The 18,378-nt window shown below is 38.1% G+C and carries 13 protein-coding genes, 1 other RNA gene and 1 CRISPR repeat array; of the genes, 9 read left to right on the top strand and 5 right to left on the bottom strand.

Annotated elements, in window-relative coordinates:
* Window positions 1-97 precede the first annotated feature (97 nt).
* Window positions 98-920 (top strand): IS5 family transposase gene (locus tag H0S58_RS09260; RefSeq protein ID WP_193891903.1). Its coding sequence is split into 2 segments (ribosomal slippage): window positions 98-478 and window positions 480-920, totalling 822 coding nucleotides; the frame shifts between segments, so codons are not numbered across the junction.
* Window positions 921-1,127: 207 nt separating this feature from the next.
* On the opposite strand, the gene H0S58_RS13960 is transcribed toward H0S58_RS09260, so the two are convergent.
* Both H0S58_RS13960 and H0S58_RS13955 read right to left on the bottom strand, forming a co-directional pair.
* Window positions 1,128-1,598 (bottom strand): transposase family protein, encoded by a 471-nt coding sequence (locus H0S58_RS13960; protein ID WP_265088219.1) that lies wholly within the window; start codon window positions 1,596-1,598, stop codon window positions 1,128-1,130.
* Window positions 1,546-2,004 carry a transposase family protein gene (locus H0S58_RS13955; RefSeq protein ID WP_265088218.1) on the bottom strand — a complete coding sequence of 153 codons (459 nt, stop codon included), beginning with the start codon at window positions 2,002-2,004 and terminating at the stop codon, window positions 1,546-1,548. The genes H0S58_RS13960 and H0S58_RS13955 overlap by 53 nt, the downstream gene beginning before the upstream one ends.
* Before the next feature lie 59 nt (window positions 2,005-2,063).
* Here H0S58_RS13955 and cas1f point away from each other — a divergent pair, with 59 nt between their 5' ends.
* The 6 genes from cas1f to cas6f are packed head-to-tail and all read left to right on the top strand — an operon-like array spanning window position 2,064 to window position 10,211.
* The gene (gene cas1f, locus H0S58_RS09250) at window positions 2,064-3,023 is read left to right on the top strand and encodes a type I-F CRISPR-associated endonuclease Cas1f (RefSeq protein ID WP_195726354.1); all 960 of its coding nucleotides are present in this window, start codon (window positions 2,064-2,066) and stop codon (window positions 3,021-3,023) included.
* Window positions 3,020-6,409, top strand: a complete 3,390-nt coding sequence (gene cas3f, locus H0S58_RS09245) for a type I-F CRISPR-associated helicase Cas3f (RefSeq protein ID WP_195726353.1) — start codon at window positions 3,020-3,022, stop codon at window positions 6,407-6,409. The genes cas1f and cas3f overlap by 4 nt, the downstream gene beginning before the upstream one ends.
* A gap of 15 nt (window positions 6,410-6,424) precedes the next feature.
* Window positions 6,425-7,681, top strand: a complete 1,257-nt coding sequence (gene csy1 / locus H0S58_RS09240) for a type I-F CRISPR-associated protein Csy1 (protein WP_195726352.1) — start codon at window positions 6,425-6,427, stop codon at window positions 7,679-7,681.
* Entirely contained in the window at window positions 7,681-8,571 is an 891-nt protein-coding gene (gene csy2 / locus H0S58_RS09235) for a type I-F CRISPR-associated protein Csy2 (protein WP_195726351.1), read from the top strand. Before csy1 ends, csy2 begins: the two co-directional genes overlap by 1 nt.
* 24 nt (window positions 8,572-8,595) lie before the next feature.
* Window positions 8,596-9,609 (top strand): type I-F CRISPR-associated protein Csy3, encoded by a 1,014-nt coding sequence (gene csy3, locus H0S58_RS09230; protein WP_195726350.1) that lies wholly within the window; start codon window positions 8,596-8,598, stop codon window positions 9,607-9,609.
* 2 nt (window positions 9,610-9,611) lie between these two features.
* Window positions 9,612-10,211 carry a type I-F CRISPR-associated endoribonuclease Cas6/Csy4 gene (gene cas6f, locus H0S58_RS09225; protein WP_195726349.1) on the top strand — a complete coding sequence of 200 codons (600 nt, stop codon included), beginning with the start codon at window positions 9,612-9,614 and terminating at the stop codon, window positions 10,209-10,211.
* Window positions 10,212-10,342: 131 nt separating this feature from the next.
* A CRISPR array of direct repeats spans window positions 10,343-14,931; the repeat unit is 28 nt; unit sequence GTTCACTGCCATGTAGGCAGCTTAGAAA.
* Between the two features lie 220 nt (window positions 14,932-15,151).
* On the opposite strand, the gene ssrS is transcribed toward cas6f, so the two are convergent.
* The 3 genes from ssrS to H0S58_RS09210 form a co-directional block, all read right to left on the bottom strand.
* Window positions 15,152-15,335, bottom strand: a non-coding RNA gene (gene ssrS / locus H0S58_RS09220) — 6S RNA.
* 100 nt (window positions 15,336-15,435) lie between these two features.
* Window positions 15,436-15,720 (bottom strand): cell division protein ZapA, encoded by a 285-nt coding sequence (locus tag H0S58_RS09215; protein WP_053579884.1) that lies wholly within the window; start codon window positions 15,718-15,720, stop codon window positions 15,436-15,438.
* A gap of 2 nt (window positions 15,721-15,722) precedes the next feature.
* Entirely contained in the window at window positions 15,723-16,274 is a 552-nt protein-coding gene (locus H0S58_RS09210; protein ID WP_092717660.1) for a hypothetical protein, read from the bottom strand.
* A 64-nt stretch (window positions 16,275-16,338) separates the two neighbouring features.
* Between H0S58_RS09210 and H0S58_RS09205 the strand changes: the two genes are divergently transcribed.
* The gene (locus H0S58_RS09205) at window positions 16,339-16,971 is read left to right on the top strand and encodes a UPF0149 family protein (RefSeq protein WP_195726348.1); all 633 of its coding nucleotides are present in this window, start codon (window positions 16,339-16,341) and stop codon (window positions 16,969-16,971) included.
* Between the two features lie 78 nt (window positions 16,972-17,049).
* Window positions 17,050-18,372, top strand: coding sequence for a Xaa-Pro aminopeptidase (pepP, locus tag H0S58_RS09200; RefSeq protein ID WP_195727591.1), 1,323 nt, complete (start codon window positions 17,050-17,052; stop codon window positions 18,370-18,372).
* The last annotated feature ends 6 nt before the right edge of the window (window positions 18,373-18,378 follow it).

Raw genomic sequence — 18,378 nt, 5'->3', positions numbered from 1 at the left:
TCATCTCAACAAGATTTTCTAGGGTAATATTCCAATTGGATTAATTAAAAGATATTAGACCTCTTGCGAAAGTAAAAACTGCCTCAATATAGATTTCATGAAATATCAGAAATTAAATCGTTTTTCAGATTCTGAATTCCAGCGCTTGGTTGGTGTACCTCGAGCAGTTTTTAGTGAAATGGTCGAAGTTTTAAAAGAAGCAGAATCACTCAAAAAGAAACCAGGTCGTCCTCATACTTTAGATATAGAGGATCAGTTGTTATTAACTCTGAATTACTTACGGAACTACAGCACTCAACTGGAATTAGCGGCAAATTACCATATCGCTGAAAGTAATGTGAATCGAACCATTAAAAAGGTTGAAGATGCATTAATGAAATCAAGACGTTTTACCCTGCCAAAACGAAGCATTACCACAGCAGACGAACAATTTAACTGGGTAATTATTGATGCGACAGAATGTTCAATAGAACGCCCGAAAAAAAAATCAGAGTAAGTTCTACAGTGGTAAAAAGAAGAAACATACGCTAAAAGCACAAGTGATCTATCATCCGAACAGCAAACAAATCATAGGGCTAGATATATCGAATGGCAGTCAGCATGATATTAAATTGGCAAGAAAAACGGTTAAGAAATTCAAACATTGTGAATATGTTATGACCGATTTAGGGTACTACGGATTAGAGCAAGATGGCTTTAAATTATTGATGCCAATAAAGAAAAAGAAGAATTTACCCTTATTTGATATTGAGAAAAAGTACAATAAAATGATTGGGAAAATACGAGTTGTGATCGAACACATTAATAGTCAATTGAAAACATTTAGAATATTAAGTGAACGCTATCGAAATAGACGGAAAAGATTCGGTTTACGCATTAACTTAATTGCTGCACTCGTAAACCGGATAAACTTGCAATAATGACTTTCGCAAGAGATCTATTTATTTCGCGATTTAAAGTATTTTTATTGGTTTAAATCATGATTATTTTTTTATTTAAGTAAAATAAATAAATTGATAAAAATGATTATTTATACTAAAGCTAGACTGAATTTAAAATAATAACCAATATTTATAATTTACTTAAAATATTCATATAAATTAGGTATATTAGACCTCTTTCATAAATCATTTTTTACTCAGCTCCAAGTTATAGATTCCAGCAATTAAATTGAATCTCAAACCGAGTCTTTTACCTCTATTTCGATAACGCTCAGCAAAGATTTTGAAGGTTTTAAGCCTGCCAAATACATGCTCAATTCCTATTCTTCTTTTATTGATTTCCTGATTATAGATTTTTAGTTCAGGATCCAATTTACAACGTCTTTTGGCTTTTAAAGGTAACAGACTATTCGGATGCAGAGCATAAATACCCTGATAGCCTTTATCTGCAAGAACAAAGGCTTCTGAAGGAATCAGCTTTATGTTTCTTTTAAATAGCTCGAAATCATGTACAGCACCGCGACTGGTACATAAACTCAGTATTTGCTGAGTCTTGTAGTGAATCATGGCCTGTACTTTGAAGGTATGGGTCTTTTTCTTGCCGCTATAGCTTTTCTTCTGTTTTTTTAGGCCTTTGTATTGGGATTTCTGTGGCATCCACGATCACAACATTCCAGTCTATGCCTTCGCCCTCGGGTAAATCTTTGGGTAAATTAAAAAGATTGGACTGAATCAGGCAGTCTTCAACATGACGGACAATTCTTGAGGCTGTGGGCTCTGAAACCCCGTAACTCGTTGCAACGTGAAATAAGGTTCGGTATTCCCGCCAATAGCTTAGACAGAGCAGAATCTGGTCTTCCAGGCTTAACTTGGGCGGTCTGCCTTTAGTAGGAACAAGTTTCTTCAATTGCTCAACCATTAAATAGAAGGTTGACCATGAGATGCCAGTGTATCGCTTGAACTGAGGATCAGAAAGCTTGTTTGAATCGATGTATTTCATCCGCAGATTATGCACGAATGCTAAGAAATCCGGAGTGCAAATATCAACCAAAAAGAAGATCATTTTTTGATTTATGAAAGAGGTCTATTGAATTCTCTATTTAAAATATAAAACCTATAAAAATGGAACAATTAAACCCGTCAGACTTAAAAGCAATATTACATTCTAAACGCGCAAATGTGTATTACCTCGAACATGCACGAGTCATGCAGAAAGATGGTCGCGTTCTGTATTTAACTGAAGCTAAAAATGAAAACCAATACTGGAATATCCCGATTGCCAATACCACGGTAATTTTACTCGGTACAGGTACGTCGATCACTCAGGCAGCGATGCGAATGCTCGCCAGTGCAGGGGTATTGGTTGGTTTTTGTGGTGGAGGTGGAACGCCACTTTTTATGGGCAGTGAAATTGAGTGGATGACACCGCAAAGTGAATACCGACCAACAGAATATATGCAGGGTTGGATGCAATTTTGGTTCGAAGATGACAAGCGTCTTGCTGTGGCAAAACAGTTTCAACATGCGCGTATCGAGTTTATACGGAAAGTTTGGGACAAAGACCGTGATTTAAAAGAACAGGGTTTTTATTTGGATGATCGGGATATTCAAACGGCTCTGGACAGTTTTGAAAAGAAAATTCCAAATACCGCTAAGGTCGGTGATTTACTTTTGCATGAAGCGGCAATGACCAAACAACTTTATAAAATTGCGGCAACACGTAACAAAATGAGTTTTGAGCGCAATCGTGAACAGGGTGATTTAGCCAATGATTTTCTCAATCACGGTAATTATTTAGCCTATGGATTGGCAGCGACGACACTTTGGGTTTTAGGCATTCCACATGGTTTTGCAGTGATGCATGGTAAAACCCGCCGCGGGGCTTTGGTCTTTGATGTGGCGGATTTAATTAAGGATGCTGTGGTACTTCCATATGCCTTTATTTGTGCAAAAGAAAAAATGACTGAGCAAGAATTTCGTCAACAGATACTTCAGAAGTTTACAGAAATGCGCTGTCTTGACTTTATGTTTGATCAAGTGAAGGAAGCAGCTTTATTTTCTAAAAGTGGAGATGAAGCATGATTGTGACCTTCGTTAGCCAGTGTGAAAAGAAAGCTTTAGCTCGAACACGTCGTGTATTGGATGCTTTTGCTGACCGTATTGGCGATAACACATGGCAAACGGTGATTACCGAAGATGGCTTAATTGCAGTTAAAAAACTCTTGCGCAAAACTGTCACGAAAAGCACTGCGGTAAGCTGTCACTGGATTCGGGGCAGACGTCGAAGTGAATTGCTCTGGATCGTGGGGAATCGGAATAAGTTTAATATGCAGGGGATTGTACCTGTAAATACAACAAAGAAAAGTTTGGCACAAAATAAATGGGAAAATGATTGGCACTATTTGCCTTTAATTAAAGCATTGGTGGCTATTTCTGCTTTATTGCATGACTGGGGCAAAGCAACAGTTTTATTTCAAGAAAAACTACAACCAAAGAGTAAGAATAGTAAAAAAGGTGATCCACTGCGACACGAATGGATTTCATGCTTATTACTTAATGCCTTAGTACAACATTCGGGTGATGTTAAACATGATGAAGCATGGCTCAATTTGTTACTTCAACAGAGTTGGAGTGAAGATGCATTAAAAAAAACCATTACACAGCATTTAGATCAGTCCAAAGCTTTAGATCAATTGCCACCTATGGCGCAATTGGTTTCATGGTTAATTGTTTCCCATCACCGTTTGCCTGACTTAAAAGAAGAAGATCGTCGAAAGGCTTATGCATCGACTCCAAAAGAAACACTTCCAAGTTTATTAAAAAGTATTGGTGCAGATTGGGGGTATCAGAATAAATTTGATGAAAATGATTATAAGTCACGTTTAAAACAGTGTTTTGAGTTTGAACAAGGTTTACTCAGTCAATCCATAGAATGGACGAAACAAATCAAAAAATGGTCAGGACGTTTATTACAAGAATTAAGTCATACTGAACAAATATTTGCGGATGGTAGTTGGCGGGTGATTGTGCATCATGCGCGTTTATGTTTGATGCTAGGTGATCATTATTATTCATCTTGTGATGCAGATAAAACGTGGAAAACCAAGCTGACATTAATTGCTAACACGGATCAAAAAACCAAACAGCCAAAACAGTTTTTAGATGAGCATTTGGTCAATGTGAGTAAAAATGCTTTATTGGTGAGTCAATCTTTAAGCCGTTTGGCGGAAGAAATGGAACCTGCTTATGACATTCAAAAATTAAAAAAGAAAAGTCCAGGTGGATTTGAATGGCAAGATAATGCCGTCAAAGGTATTCAGCAATTTATTCAAAAGAATGAAGGTTCTGAAAAGCAGGGTTGGTTTATTGTCAATATGGCAAGTACAGGCAAAGGTAAAACTATTGCCAATGCCAAAATTATGCAGGCACTTTCACCGAATGCCGATTCACTGCGTTATATCCTTGCCTTAGGTTTAAGGACTTTAACCCTACAAACAGGGGATTCTTATCGTAATGACATTGGTTTGGGCAATGATGAGCTTGCAGTTCTAATTGGTTCTAAAGCGGTTCAGGAGCTGCATAATAAAAACACGCAAAAGAAAGATGAAATAGAAAACGATCTTGCGGAGATTGGTTCTGAATCTTTAGAACAACTATTAGATAATGAACTTGATTATGAGTCGATGCCACAAGCCGATTTTATGAATGCATTATTTCCACAAAATCAGGCAGAACGAAATAAAGCATTTTTATATAAGCCTGTTTTGGCTTATACCATTGATCATATTATGTCTGCTACTGAAACCAAACGTGGTGGAAAATATATTCTGCCATGTTTAAGGTTGTTGTCTTCAGATTTAGTCATTGATGAAGTGGATGATTTTAATGGACAAGATTTAATTGCGATTGCTCGATTAGTTCATTTAACAGGAATGTTGGGGCGTAAGGTGATGATTTCATCTGCAACCATTCCACCTGCATTGGCAGAAGGGTTTTTCAATGCTTATCAGCAAGGATGGCAACTGTATTGTGCTTTTAAAAAATTAAAAAATACAGATGTAGTCAGCATGTGGGTCGATGAGTTTAAAGCACAAATACAAACGGTTCCGTTAGCGAATAACCACAATATTATTTTGGATTATGAAAAGGCACATGAAAAATTTGTACAAATTCGTGCCAAATCTTTATTAGAACAAGTGGTGAAACATAAAGCATATCTAATTGATTGTGCTGATTTATTGGTAGAAAAAAACACGCAACAATTAGATGAAAGTGTGCAGACAGAATATTTTAGCCGTATTCAACAGCATATAGAAAAATTACATCGTGATCATCATACGATTGATGAAAAGACGGGTAAGAAAGTTTCCTTTGGGGTGATTCGAGTTGCTAATGTTTCACCTTGTGCCGCATTGACCCAATATTTACTTAATGCAGAATGGTCGCCTGATGTGGCTGCTCGTACCATGGCCTATCACAGTCGACAAGTCTTATTACTGCGCAGTGAGCAGGAACATCATTTAGACGAAGTGCTAAAACGTAAAGAAAAAATGGGTGAACAGCCCAAAGCATTTTCCAATCCTATGATTCGGCAACGTTTAGATTCTACCCAAGCAGAAAACGTCATTTTTATTTTAGTGGCGACCCCTGTTGAAGAAGTTGGGCGAGATCATGATTTTGATTGGGCAATTGTGGAGCCATCTTCATATCGTTCAATTATTCAGCTGGCAGGGCGGGTACTTCGGCATCGTAAATTAGAACAGAACATTGAAAAGCCAAATATTGCTTTGCTGCAATATAATTTAAAAGGTTTAAGGAAAGCAGATGTTGCTTTTGAAAAACCCGGTTTTGAAATTAATTCCGCGAAAGGGAATTTCAAATTAGACAGCAAAAATCTTGCTGAACTTGTAGATATTCAGAATATTGAATCAGGTATTAATGCAATTCCTCGCATACAACGTAATCATCCATTGCAACCGACTAAAAAATTAGCTGATTTAGAACATGCTGTCATGGCTGATGCTTTAACGGCTTATGTAAAAGTTGGGGCACAACCGTTAAATGGTTGGCTCACGCAAAAATGGTTTTTAACCGCGCTACCACAACGTTTTAATGCCTTTAGACAAAGCTCACCGAATATTCAACTGTTTGCTATTTGGAAAAATGACAAGCTTATATTTTGTGAAAAAAATGATTTAGGTGAATATATTGAGCGGACAGAAATTTATAACATTCGACATATTGAATTAAATAATTTAGAGAAACGGTGCTTATGGTTAGATCGAAGTTATGGCGACATTTTGCGTCGTATGGCAGTTGAAAAAATATCTGAAAATGAGGATATTGAAGAGGTGATAGAAAAAATATCGAAGCGTTACGGAGAAATAATGCTTCCTGAATATGACAGTGAAAAAAAACTGAGTTATTCAGAGCAGTTTGGTTTAGTGGTTTTGAATAAAGATAAATAATAGGGGGGAAGAAATATGATAGAACAAGTGTTTTCTCATTTTTTGCATAAACAAAAAAGTGCTTGGTTAGAAAGAAAGTCGAAAGGGAAAGAACCAACATCTGATTTAGTTAGTGAATCAGAAATTCGTTATGAAAAGAATACATGGTTAGCTAAAGCTGTTAAACAAGCTCGTTATGCCATTACAACTCATGCGAGTACATTTACTCATCCAGATGCAAAAACATCGTGTTTTTTATTTGAATCGCCTAGAGTAAAAAATGGATTTTTGATTACAAATAATGTGCAGTGTCAAAATTCTTTTGATCTTTTTGGAAATGCAGCTACAGATAGTTTTGTTAAAGAAATTTACTTATTCCTTATAGAGCCTGTTCAAGATCAAAAAATTTGGGATTATTTTGCCAATGAAACTGATGAAATTAAAAAGTTTATTGAACTTTTCTCATTGGATTTCAATGATGCGAAAAATGCTTTTTCTAAATTAATGATAGATCCCGAGGCTCCAAAGACGCATCGCTTATTAAAACAGGTCTATTTCCCCGTAAATGAACAATACCATTTATTATCTTTACTTACGCCTTCTATTGTTACAACGGAATTTTTAAATCGTGTCAATCGGATTAAATTTAGTGAATCTTCTAAAGAGGCAAGAGTATTTAAAAAAGAAAATAAATTTCATGAACATGGGTTTGAAGAATTATTTGATTTAACAGAAATCGCTTTTGGTGGATCAAAACCACAAAATGTCAGCGTATTAAATAGTCAAAATGCAGGGCGAGCGTATTTATTATCCAGTGCGCCACCTCAATTTGAAAAACGTACTATTCGATTGCCAAAAAATGATTTCTTTGCTCAATGTTTATATCGTAAAAACTTTCAGGACAGCTTTTTACAATTGCATAAATTGATGCAGTTGGATGTGAATAATAATATTAATACTCGTACAGCCATTCGTAACATCATTCAGTTTGTGATTGATCAAGTGATGTTTCAGGCATTCAAAATTAGACAAAGCTATGCTGAAGGATGGTCGAACGAAGATTACTATGTCAGTTTGCCAAAATTACAACGTGTATGGTTGGATGATTTTTATGAAAATGAACGCGAACAAGATAATGAGTGGCGTGATGAATTGAGCCGCGAAATTGCACGTTGGATTCTACGAAGTTATGAAAAATCTATTGAGGATTCTTTTACGCTCGGAACAGGTGAATTAATAGACGTCAAACAACGTGTTGAAAAATCTTTACAACAAACGAAGGAGTTTTTCTAATGCGTAACTTCTTACTTATTCCACATTTAAAAATTCAAAATGCCAATGCCATGAGTAGCCCATATACTATTGGCTTTCCTGCGATGACAGCATGGCTTGGTGCGGTACATGCCTTGCAACGAAAACTACAGGCTCAAGGTTACACCAATATTGTTTTAGATAAAGTTGCGATAAGTTGTCATCACTTTGATTTACAAACCTATAAGGGGCGAGGGGATTTTGTTCATTCCATTGTAGGAACAGCCAATCCGCTTGATAAAGATGGTAATCGACCTGCTTTTATTGAAGAAGCACGTTGCCACCTTGAAGTTTCATTGTTAGTTGAATGTCAAAATTTAGACCCTGATGAAGAAAAACAGTTATTGGCAGATATACAAAACTTAATTTTGAGTATGAAATTTGCCAGTGGCGATGTATTGGCAGTGAAAAATTGTAGCTTGCAATATTTTGATGAAGATGAAGACCAAAATCAGCAACTCAAGCCTCTTTTAAATAAATTAATGCTTGGTCATGTGCTGATTGAACGCCGTGACTTGGTCATTGAAAGTATGAATGAAGGAAAAGATGCCTTAGATGCTGTACTGGATTATTTAAAAGTCACGCATAGTTCTACACAAGATGAAAATGGAAAAGTCGCATGGTCATCTAAACGAAAAACTACAGGTTGGCTTGTTCCAATTGCAATGGGTTTTCAGGGGATTTCTGAAGTAGGGCAAGCAAAAAATCAGCGTGATGCAAATACGCCACATCGTTTTGCTGAAAGTGTGATTACGTTGGGTGAATTTATCATGCCTTATCGCATAAAAAGTATGGATCAATTGTTATGGCAATATCATGTTGATTTAGAAAATAATTTATACCTTTGTCAAAACTTAACAACAACGATTTAAATCATTCATTAAGGAATAAAATTCATGGCTAAAAATGAAAAAGCAGTTGCAAGTGTCTTAGCATTTGAAAAGAAATTAGTCCCATCTGATGGATATTTTTATGGGACAAGTTGGGATAATCGTGCTGAACAAACAGCATTAAAATTACTTGAAAAATCAGTACGTGGCACAATTTCAAACCGTTTAAAACCTGCGGTAGCAGGTGACCCAATGAAGTTAAATGCGGAAGTGGAAAAAGCCAATTTACAAAAAGTAGATGCTTGCTCACTTGGTGAAAATCAGGACACATTAAAAGTTTCATTTAGCTTAAAAGTGCTAGGTGGCGTAGAAAAACCATCTGCTTGTAATAACGAAATATTCTTTAAGTCCTATGAAACTGTGGCAAAAGACTATATTCAGCAATACGGTTTTACTGAACTTGCTAAGCGTTATGCATTGAATATTGCGAATGGTCGTTTTTTGTGGCGTAACCGTGTTGGGGCTGAAAAAGTTGAAGTGGTTGTAACAGCCAATGATCAACCATCAACTACATTTAATGCGTTTGAATATTCACTTCATGATTTTGATACGGTTGATAGCAAAGTTCAGGTGCTAGCTGACCAAATTGCGGCTGCTTTAAAAGGTGAATTACCATATCTACTGTTAAAGATTGAAGCTTATGCTTTAGTCGGGCAAGGGCAAGAGGTTTATCCAAGTGAAGAACTGGTATTGGATAAAGGTAAAGGAGATAAAAGTAAGATTTTATATCAAGTAAATGATGTCGCGGCAATGCACTCACAAAAAGTTGGAAATGCACTACGTACTATTGATACGTGGTATCCAGAATTTGAAGATAAACAAATGGCTATTGCAATTGAGCCTTATGGTGCAGTGACGAATTTAGGCAAAGCGTATCGTACTCCAAAAGAGAAAAAAGACTTTTTCACCCTTTTTGATAAATATGCTTTGGGTGAAAAGTTAGAAAATGCTGAACAAGAACACTATGTCATGGCTGTTTTAGTTCGCGGTGGTGTATTCGGTCAAAGTGCTAAGGACTAAATATGAAACATTACCAAGAAATCACGCTGATTGATCAAGCCGAGATTTCATCGTATTTCATTTGGTCAAAGCTGTATACGCAGTTACATATCGCTTTGGCTGAAATAAAAGATACAAATAATAAGGTGAATATTGGTGTGTCTTTTCCTCAATATATTTTTGAAGAAAAGTTAGAAGATAAAAAAGCAAAAATAAATATGGGTAAAAAGCTTCGGCTTTTTACTCAAGATGAAGCTGATTTAAAAAAACTTGATCTTAAAAAATGGTTAGATCGATTAACTGATTATGTTCATATTACTTCTATTCGGGAAGTCCCAGAGAATATAAATAGTTATGCTATTTATAAACGTAAGCAAGTGAAAACCAATGCTACACGTTTAGCGCGCCATCGCGTAAAACGCGGTGATATTGGCTTTGATGAAGCTTTGGCTCGTTATAGCAATGTTGTTACCACAACGGATCTGCCATTTGTTCAAATGAAAAGTTTAACGTCTGATCAAGTATTTAAACTTTTCATAGAAAAGAAAAATGCTGAACAATCTGAAAGTCAGGTCTTTAGTACTTATGGTTTAAGTTCGGAATCTAGTGTTCCTGAATTTTAACCCAATATTTTTTCATTCTTTAACAGTTTAATAAAATCAATAAGTTATAAACGTGAGTTAAAACTTGGGTCTTTTATAGATTTTTAGTATTAACTTACTGTTATAACTTTATTTTTTGCTATAAAGTTACTGTTCACTGCCATGTAGGCAGCTTAGAAAGTTGAGGTGATCTTTAAATGTTACGTTCTTTAGTTCACTGCCATGTAGGCAGCTTAGAAATAAACAGAATTATCAGACCCTATCGGATGAAGGTTCACTGCCATGTAGGCAGCTTAGAAATGTTTGTAGGGGTTGAATGGTCTATCACCGTGGTTCACTGCCATGTAGGCAGCTTAGAAAAAAATCCGATGATGTTGAAATTTTCTTTTGCAGTTCACTGCCATGTAGGCAGCTTAGAAAATGCGCTATCCGCTTCGGTTTGACTGCCTGTAGTTCACTGCCATGTAGGCAGCTTAGAAATCCTTCAAACTCTGCAAAATAGTAAAAGGCAAGTTCACTGCCATGTAGGCAGCTTAGAAATGCTAAAGAATCCAGATCATCGTCTGGCTGTTGTTCACTGCCATGTAGGCAGCTTAGAAATTTAAGCCGTATGAAATAGGCAAAGCAGCAGAGTTCACTGCCATGTAGGCAGCTTAGAAATATAATAGTTACATAAATCTAATTGAGTATTTGTTCACTGCCATGTAGGCAGCTTAGAAAGAATGAGGACATTAAAAACTTATCTCTTGATCGTTCACTGCCATGTAGGCAGCTTAGAAAAGTTGTGGCATACACCCACCCTGTCATATCGAGTTCACTGCCATGTAGGCAGCTTAGAAAAAACGAGAACCTGAATCATTTTTTAAAATCCTGTTCACTGCCATGTAGGCAGCTTAGAAATACATATTTACACATAGCACCATTTATAGGCAGTTCACTGCCATGTAGGCAGCTTAGAAAGTTGTAAGGTCAGCAACAATTTCAGTCACATCGTTCACTGCCATGTAGGCAGCTTAGAAAATCACGAATTTCACCCAAGAGACCGTTTGTTGGTTCACTGCCATGTAGGCAGCTTAGAAAGCGAGGAAGCATGAGTTTTGCGAAATCTAACTGTTCACTGCCATGTAGGCAGCTTAGAAACATTGATGGTCTAGCGCCAATAATAACCAAGTGTTCACTGCCATGTAGGCAGCTTAGAAAGTTCGTCGTCGTCCTTTGGATATTTTCTCTAAGTTCACTGCCATGTAGGCAGCTTAGAAATTCTGCATGACAATAACCATCTGCCCCACAAAGTTCACTGCCATGTAGGCAGCTTAGAAATTAGGTGCAGATGACAATACAAACGCCGTGGCGTTCACTGCCATGTAGGCAGCTTAGAAACGAAGGTGGTGCTACACGTCTGATTTCTTGACGTTCAATGCCATGTAGGCAGCTTAGAAAAAATATTGTGGACTGGTTTTTGATGAATTCTCGTTCACTGCCATGTAGGCAGCTTAGAAACGATCAACATTGGAAGTACTTCTGAGTTAACAGTTCACTGCCATGTAGGCAGCTTAGAAATCAGACCAGCGAAGTTTGTATTGTGGATCTCGGTTCACTGCCATGTAGGCAGCTTAGAAATGATGTAGAAACACCTATTTTGCTGCTTTGGGGTTCACTGCCATGTAGGCAGCTTAGAAATGTGATTCAACTTGATAAGCCATCAAAGCCTCGTTCACTGCCATGTAGGCAGCTTAGAAAAAGAGTTGTTCGACAGCAACAGATAGAGCCAAGTTCACTGCCATGTAGGCAGCTTAGAAACGAACAAGAAATTGATACAGAAATCAATTTCGGTTCACTGCCATGTAGGCAGCTTAGAAATAAAGATTATTGGGATTTTTTAACTCAGGAATGTTCACTGCCATGTAGGCAGCTTAGAAAAATATCTAATAAAAGATGGGATTCCATATCAAGTTCACTGCCATGTAGGCAGCTTAGAAAACATAAAACAATTGTTGTAATTAGATTAGCACGTTCACTGCCATGTAGGCAGCTTAGAAATAGAACAGGAAAATCACTCTATACTGTTGAAGGTTCACTGCCATGTAGGCAGCTTAGAAAAAGACCAAGACCAGCACCTTTTAGAGAGTTTTGTTCACTGCCATGTAGGCAGCTTAGAAACAATACTGCTACTGGTACACAAACACAAAACCGTTCACTGCCATGTAGGCAGCTTAGAAATTAGGCGGTGCTTTGGCTGCTTCTAATGCAAAGTTCACTGCCATGTAGGCAGCTTAGAAACCCTAGTGATCCTTTTAAGTCTCTCAATATTTGTTCACTGCCATGTAGGCAGCTTAGAAAGTTGGGTAAATCTCGCCAGTCAAAAGGTTTTTGTTCACTGCCATGTAGGCAGCTTAGAAATTCACCCAAGTCTTTTATCCTTAAAATTTAAAGTTCACTGCCATGTAGGCAGCTTAGAAATACAAAAGAATTAACAGAAAAAAGTTTTCTTAGTTCACTGCCATGTAGGCAGCTTAGAAATAGAAGTTGTTCAACAGCGACAGATAAAGCTAGTTCACTGCCATGTAGGCAGCTTAGAAATTTTTACAAGCTCATCCTCTATCTTCTTTACTGTTCACTGCCATGTAGGCAGCTTAGAAAATTTGATGTTTCACGTCCGTCAGCTTTGTTTTGTTCACTGCCATGTAGGCAGCTTAGAAATAACAGCCTTCTAATATGTGTGTGAATAAACAGTTCACTGCCATGTAGGCAGCTTAGAAAAATGCGATCTATGGGTCGAATTGCCGACCTTGGTTCACTGCCATGTAGGCAGCTTAGAAAAACGATGAAGAAGTACCAAACGAGAACCTGAAGTTCACTGCCATGTAGGCAGCTTAGAAAAAAAGAACAATAAACATGATCATTAGAGCGCCGTTCACTGCCATGTAGGCAGCTTAGAAAATCACTCGACCGTAATTCTTGTGATGGGTGGGGTTCACTGCCATGTAGGCAGCTTAGAAAACTTCAAAACACGTGAATTATGATCAAAATGCGTTCACTGCCATGTAGGCAGCTTAGAAATGTCATATAATTTGCTTGTTGATCAATAGCCAGTTCACTGCCATGTAGGCAGCTTAGAAATTTTCAACTTTGCAATTTTCCAAAGCTTTTATGTTCACTGCCATGTAGGCAGCTTAGAAAATTTACCGTGAACATGAAATGACAGTGGAAGCGTTCACTGCCATGTAGGCAGCTTAGAAATTGATTTGCAATACCACTGATTCTAGGGCGACGTTCACTGCCATGTAGGCAGCTTAGAAACAATGCGAAAATCCCTATTGCCCACTGGAGGAGTTCACTGCCATGTAGGCAGCTTAGAAATTGAAACTGTTGCTCAAAAAGTAATTTCAAACGTTCACTGCCATGTAGGCAGCTTAGAAAAATCAGGCGCCCCATCCACAATCGCCTTACACGTTCACTGCCATGTAGGCAGCTTAGAAAACACATTCCCATTTAGAAAGCTTTCCGCATATGTTCACTGCCATGTAGGCAGCTTAGAAAGTAATCAGAATGAGCCAAACATTAGTTGCTCTGTTCACTGCCATGTAGGCAGCTTAGAAATCTACGCATGGCGGTTTCAAGTGCAAATAAGAGTTCACTGCCATGTAGGCAGCTTAGAAAGTTAATTTTTACATTCGCAGGTGGGTAAGGTCGTTCACTGCCATGTAGGCAGCTTAGAAATGAAATGCAAATTATTCAACAATTGCTTTTATGTTCACTGCCATGTAGGCAGCTTAGAAATCGCAGGGCTTTTTGAATCTCGTAAGCCATACGTTCACTGCCATGTAGGCAGCTTAGAAAGTTAACAGGGAGGCACATAACCTTTTTTAAAGGTTCACTGCCATGTAGGCAGCTTAGAAAATTGAAGCTGTAGGCGCTCTAATGATCATGTTGTTCACTGCCATGTAGGCAGCTTAGAAATTCTACTGGCAATCCTCCAACAAATGATGGTGGTTCACTGCCATGTAGGCAGCTTAGAAATAAAGACCTATGCACCCGATTAATGAAACACGGTTCACTGCCATGTAGGCAGCTTAGAAAACTGGAGGATTACATCCCGATCAGCAGTAGTTGTTCACTGCCATGTAGGCAGCTTAGAAAAGAATAGGGATGGTGACTTGTGAAATACCGGCAGTTCACTGCCATGTAGGCAGCTTAGAAATCAAACACAATTAAAGCTGTCACTGACTTAGCGTTCACTGCCATGTAGGCAGCTTAGAAATTACATAACAATTATATTAATCTCTCTTAATCGTTCACTGCCATGTAGGCAGCTTAGAAATCGATATATTTTCATCAACGCATCGCAGATTAGTTCACTGCCATGTAGGCAGCTTAGAAATAGAAAAGTTGGGGCTAGAGCATGGCGTTTCTGTTCACTGCCATGTAGGCAGCTTAGAAAACCAACGATACTGATAAGTTGATGGGGGCTACGTTCACTGCCATGTAGGCAGCTTAGAAAAATCCCAACTTTTCGATTAAGTTCATGCCGTCGTTCACTGCCATGTAGGCAGCTTAGAAAAACGGCAAATTAGATCAAGTCAAAGCAGAAATGTTCACTGCCATGTAGGCAGCTTAGAAAGATTGCATCTGTAACAGCGGCAGACATTTGAGGTTCACTGCCATGTAGGCAGCTTAGAAAAATCGAAGCAGTGCTTAAACAATTAGGTAATTGTTCACTGCCATGTAGGCAGCTTAGAAAAAGACAATACCGTTGGGGCTTGTATAACACACATTCACTGAAATGTAGGCAATTGAAAAAATATAGAAAGGTTAAGTATTGATGGGGATTATTTATACTATTAAAAAGCTAAGAACTATGAAAATTGAAGTTTAATTTTGCTCTAATACAGATAATTTATAAATTAAATTTGGATTTTCAAAAACAGAAAATTATATTTCACTATTTATTATTTTAAATAAAACACTCCGATGATGCCGCTGCATGTGTCGTTACCCTGAACCCGATGAGTTCAAGGTGGACGCGACGTATACTTGCTGGGTTTCCTACATGAAAGTAGGCATACACTCTAAATATACAGAACACATCCATAAGTTTAAGTATCGGCAGGGGAATAGACCCGCTGGCGAACACCTCAGAGATAAAGCAAGTATAACCAATATTCAGGTGTTGGCAAATATCCAGTGTGCAGGAACTGTAAACTTAGGTTTCAAATGGAGATACTTTGCACATTTTTTTTCGAAATTAAGTTAAATTTTCGACATCTTCTAAAATAGTACTCAATAAACGCTCACAATGTGCATACTCTTGCAATGATTTGTTCATCGCTAACACTTCTTGCATGAGTTCTAAAGCCACCATAATAATCAGTTTACTGGGTTCAAGCCGGGGTGCTTTACGACGAAAATCATCATATTTCCCATTTAACAATTCAGCTGCACGTTCCAAATCAGCTTTTTCATTTTCTGTGGTCGATAAACGGAACATATGACCCAATACTCGAAGCTCAACTGCAATTTGTTCAGTCATGATTAATTATCCTCACTTACTTCAGTTGGGTGAGCCAGTTGTTGAATTTCTTGGGCATGATGATCTTGTGCAGTTCCTAAAATAGACAAACGTTGAATAATCGTTTCAACTTTTGCTTTGGCATGTTCATTTTTTTGTAACAATCTTTCTCGTTCTTGCTGCAAACCTTGAATTTCATGCTGAGCCAGACGTTGTTCATTTTGCATTTTTTCTTTCACAACGCGTAATTCATTACGTTCAGCCAAAATTTCCTGAAAACGGTTTTTAAGATCGGTACAACTTTTTTCTAAACGACCGTAACGATCAGCCAATGACGTCGCATCTGTATTCAATTGCTTGAATTGAGACTGGGCATCGCTTAATTGTTCACTTAAATTGTCTATTTCTTCTTGTTTCTGAGTAATAATGCCATTTTTTTGCACAATTTGGGCATGGTGATGTTCGGCAGAATTTTCTTTTGCCGCACTGAGTGCATTATTTTCACTTTCATAATGCGTAAGTCGTGTTTTCAAAACACCAATTTGCGCCTGGAGACGCTGTAATTCTTCTAACATATGATGGTCGCACAGTATTGCAAACAAAGGTAATATATACGAAGTATAGAGATTGGATAGACGAATGCAAGACGATATTTCAGGTTGGTCAGAATGGTACCGCAATTTTTCAAAAATTGAGGAAATTACAAGCCCAAGTGAGTTACATGGACTCCTTACAGGTATTGTTTGTGTTACCAAAGCGCCAACACGCGAAGAATGGCAACAAATTTTAGCAACACTTGAAATTCCAGAATTGGATGAAAATGTATTAACGCTTTTAACAGATGAGTCAGAAGATATCGCACATGCGTTGTCAGATGACGAACTGGATTATTTACCGTTGCTTCCAGATGATGAGCATGTACTTGCTAGTCGGGTAGAAGCCTTGGCAGATTGGTGTGCAGGTGTAGTACTCGGTTTTGGGTTGGCTTCAGGTCATATTTGTCCAGATGAAATGGAGTGGATTGAGCACCTACAAGATGTTGCTGCTGTCGAGTTCGAAGAATCTGACAATGACGAAGAAGGCGAAGCAAGCTATCAGGAGCTGTATGAATTTGTACGTTTAATTCCAGTCAGCCTGTCTTTAGGACGTCAAAAAGTAGAGATTAGCGAAACGGCGTTACTGCAAAGTATTCAGCCACAGTTAAAGCGTAATCCTTCTGCTACAGAAGCAAGCAGTGTTGTAGAAATGTTTACACCGCATCGTCCGAGCTAAATCGGGCGATTTTGCTCCAATAACATGCTATTTTTAAAAGCTAAACTTGATTTATAGAAGATAAAAGTAAACTTAATGATGAAACTGACTCAAGCTGATTTTCAGGAACGTCGCGACCGCCTAGCAAAACAAATGGGTCCGCACAGTATTGCGATTATTGCTACCAGCCCAGTTGCGATGCGTAACCGTGATGCAGATTATAAATTTCGTGCGGACAGCAGTTTTTTCTATTTGACTGGCTTTGACGAACCTGAGGCAGTTGCTGTTATTGAAACGTCTGAATCGCCGGATGATGGTTATAGTTATAGCTTGTTTTGCCGTGAACGTGATCGTGAAATGGAAATATGGAACGGTTATCGCGCTGGAGTAGAGGGTGCAGTCGATGAGTATGAGGCAGATGAAGCTTATGCCATCGATCTGTTAGATGAAGAAATTATTGAGAAATTACTCAATAAAGAAAAATTGTTCTATCGTATTGGCCAGCAAGCTGAATTTGATGCGCGTGTAACAAACTGGATTACTGAGGCAAATGGTGAATCACGTCGTAGTACATCTGCCCCTTCACATATCATCCAATTGGACCGTATTTTAGATGAAATGCGTTTGCATAAATCAGCGCAAGAAATTGAATTAATGCAAATTGCCTCGACTATTTCAGCGCAAGCTCATACACGTGCCATGCAAACAGTGCGCCCGGGTATGATGGAATATGCGCTCGAGGCAGAATTAAATTATATCTTTGGTCAAAATGGCTGTGTTCCTGCCTATAACAGTATTGTTGGTGGCGGAGCCAATGGCTGTATTCTGCACTATGTGGAAAATGACAAAGCACTTAATGATGGTGATTTGGTCTTAATTGACGCAGCATGTGAATATCAATTATATGCCTCAGATATTACGCGTACCTTTCCTGTAAATGGTAAGTTTAGTCCTGAACAGAAAGCATTATATGCAATCATTTTAAAAGCACAGCTTGCAGCAATTGACGCAGTACGTGTGGGTCACTCTTATAAAGAGCCACATCACGTAGCTGTTCGTATTATGGTTGAAGGCTTGATTGAACTCGGGTTAATGCAGGGAGATATTGAGGAAATTATTCGTACAGAATCTTTTCGTCAGTTCTACATGCATGGCACAGGTCATTGGCTTGGAATGGATGTGCATGATGTCGGATCGTATAAGCATGAGGGTGAATGGCGTACTTATGACGTAGGCATGGTCGTAACCATAGAACCGGGGCTGTATATCGCACCTGATGATGAAACTGTGGATGAAAAATGGCGTGGTATCGGTATTCGTATTGAGGATGATGTCGTAGTAACGGAAAGTGCTCCTCGGGTTTTGACTGCAAGTGTTGTAAAAACAATAGAAGAAATTGAAGCCTTAATGGCTCAAGTTTAATTCATT

Source organism: Acinetobacter sp. TTH0-4, assembly GCF_015602665.1.
In the GTDB taxonomy this organism is placed as follows: Bacteria; Pseudomonadota; Gammaproteobacteria; order Pseudomonadales; family Moraxellaceae; genus Acinetobacter; species Acinetobacter albensis.
This window is presented reverse-complemented; position numbering and strand designations above follow the sequence as displayed.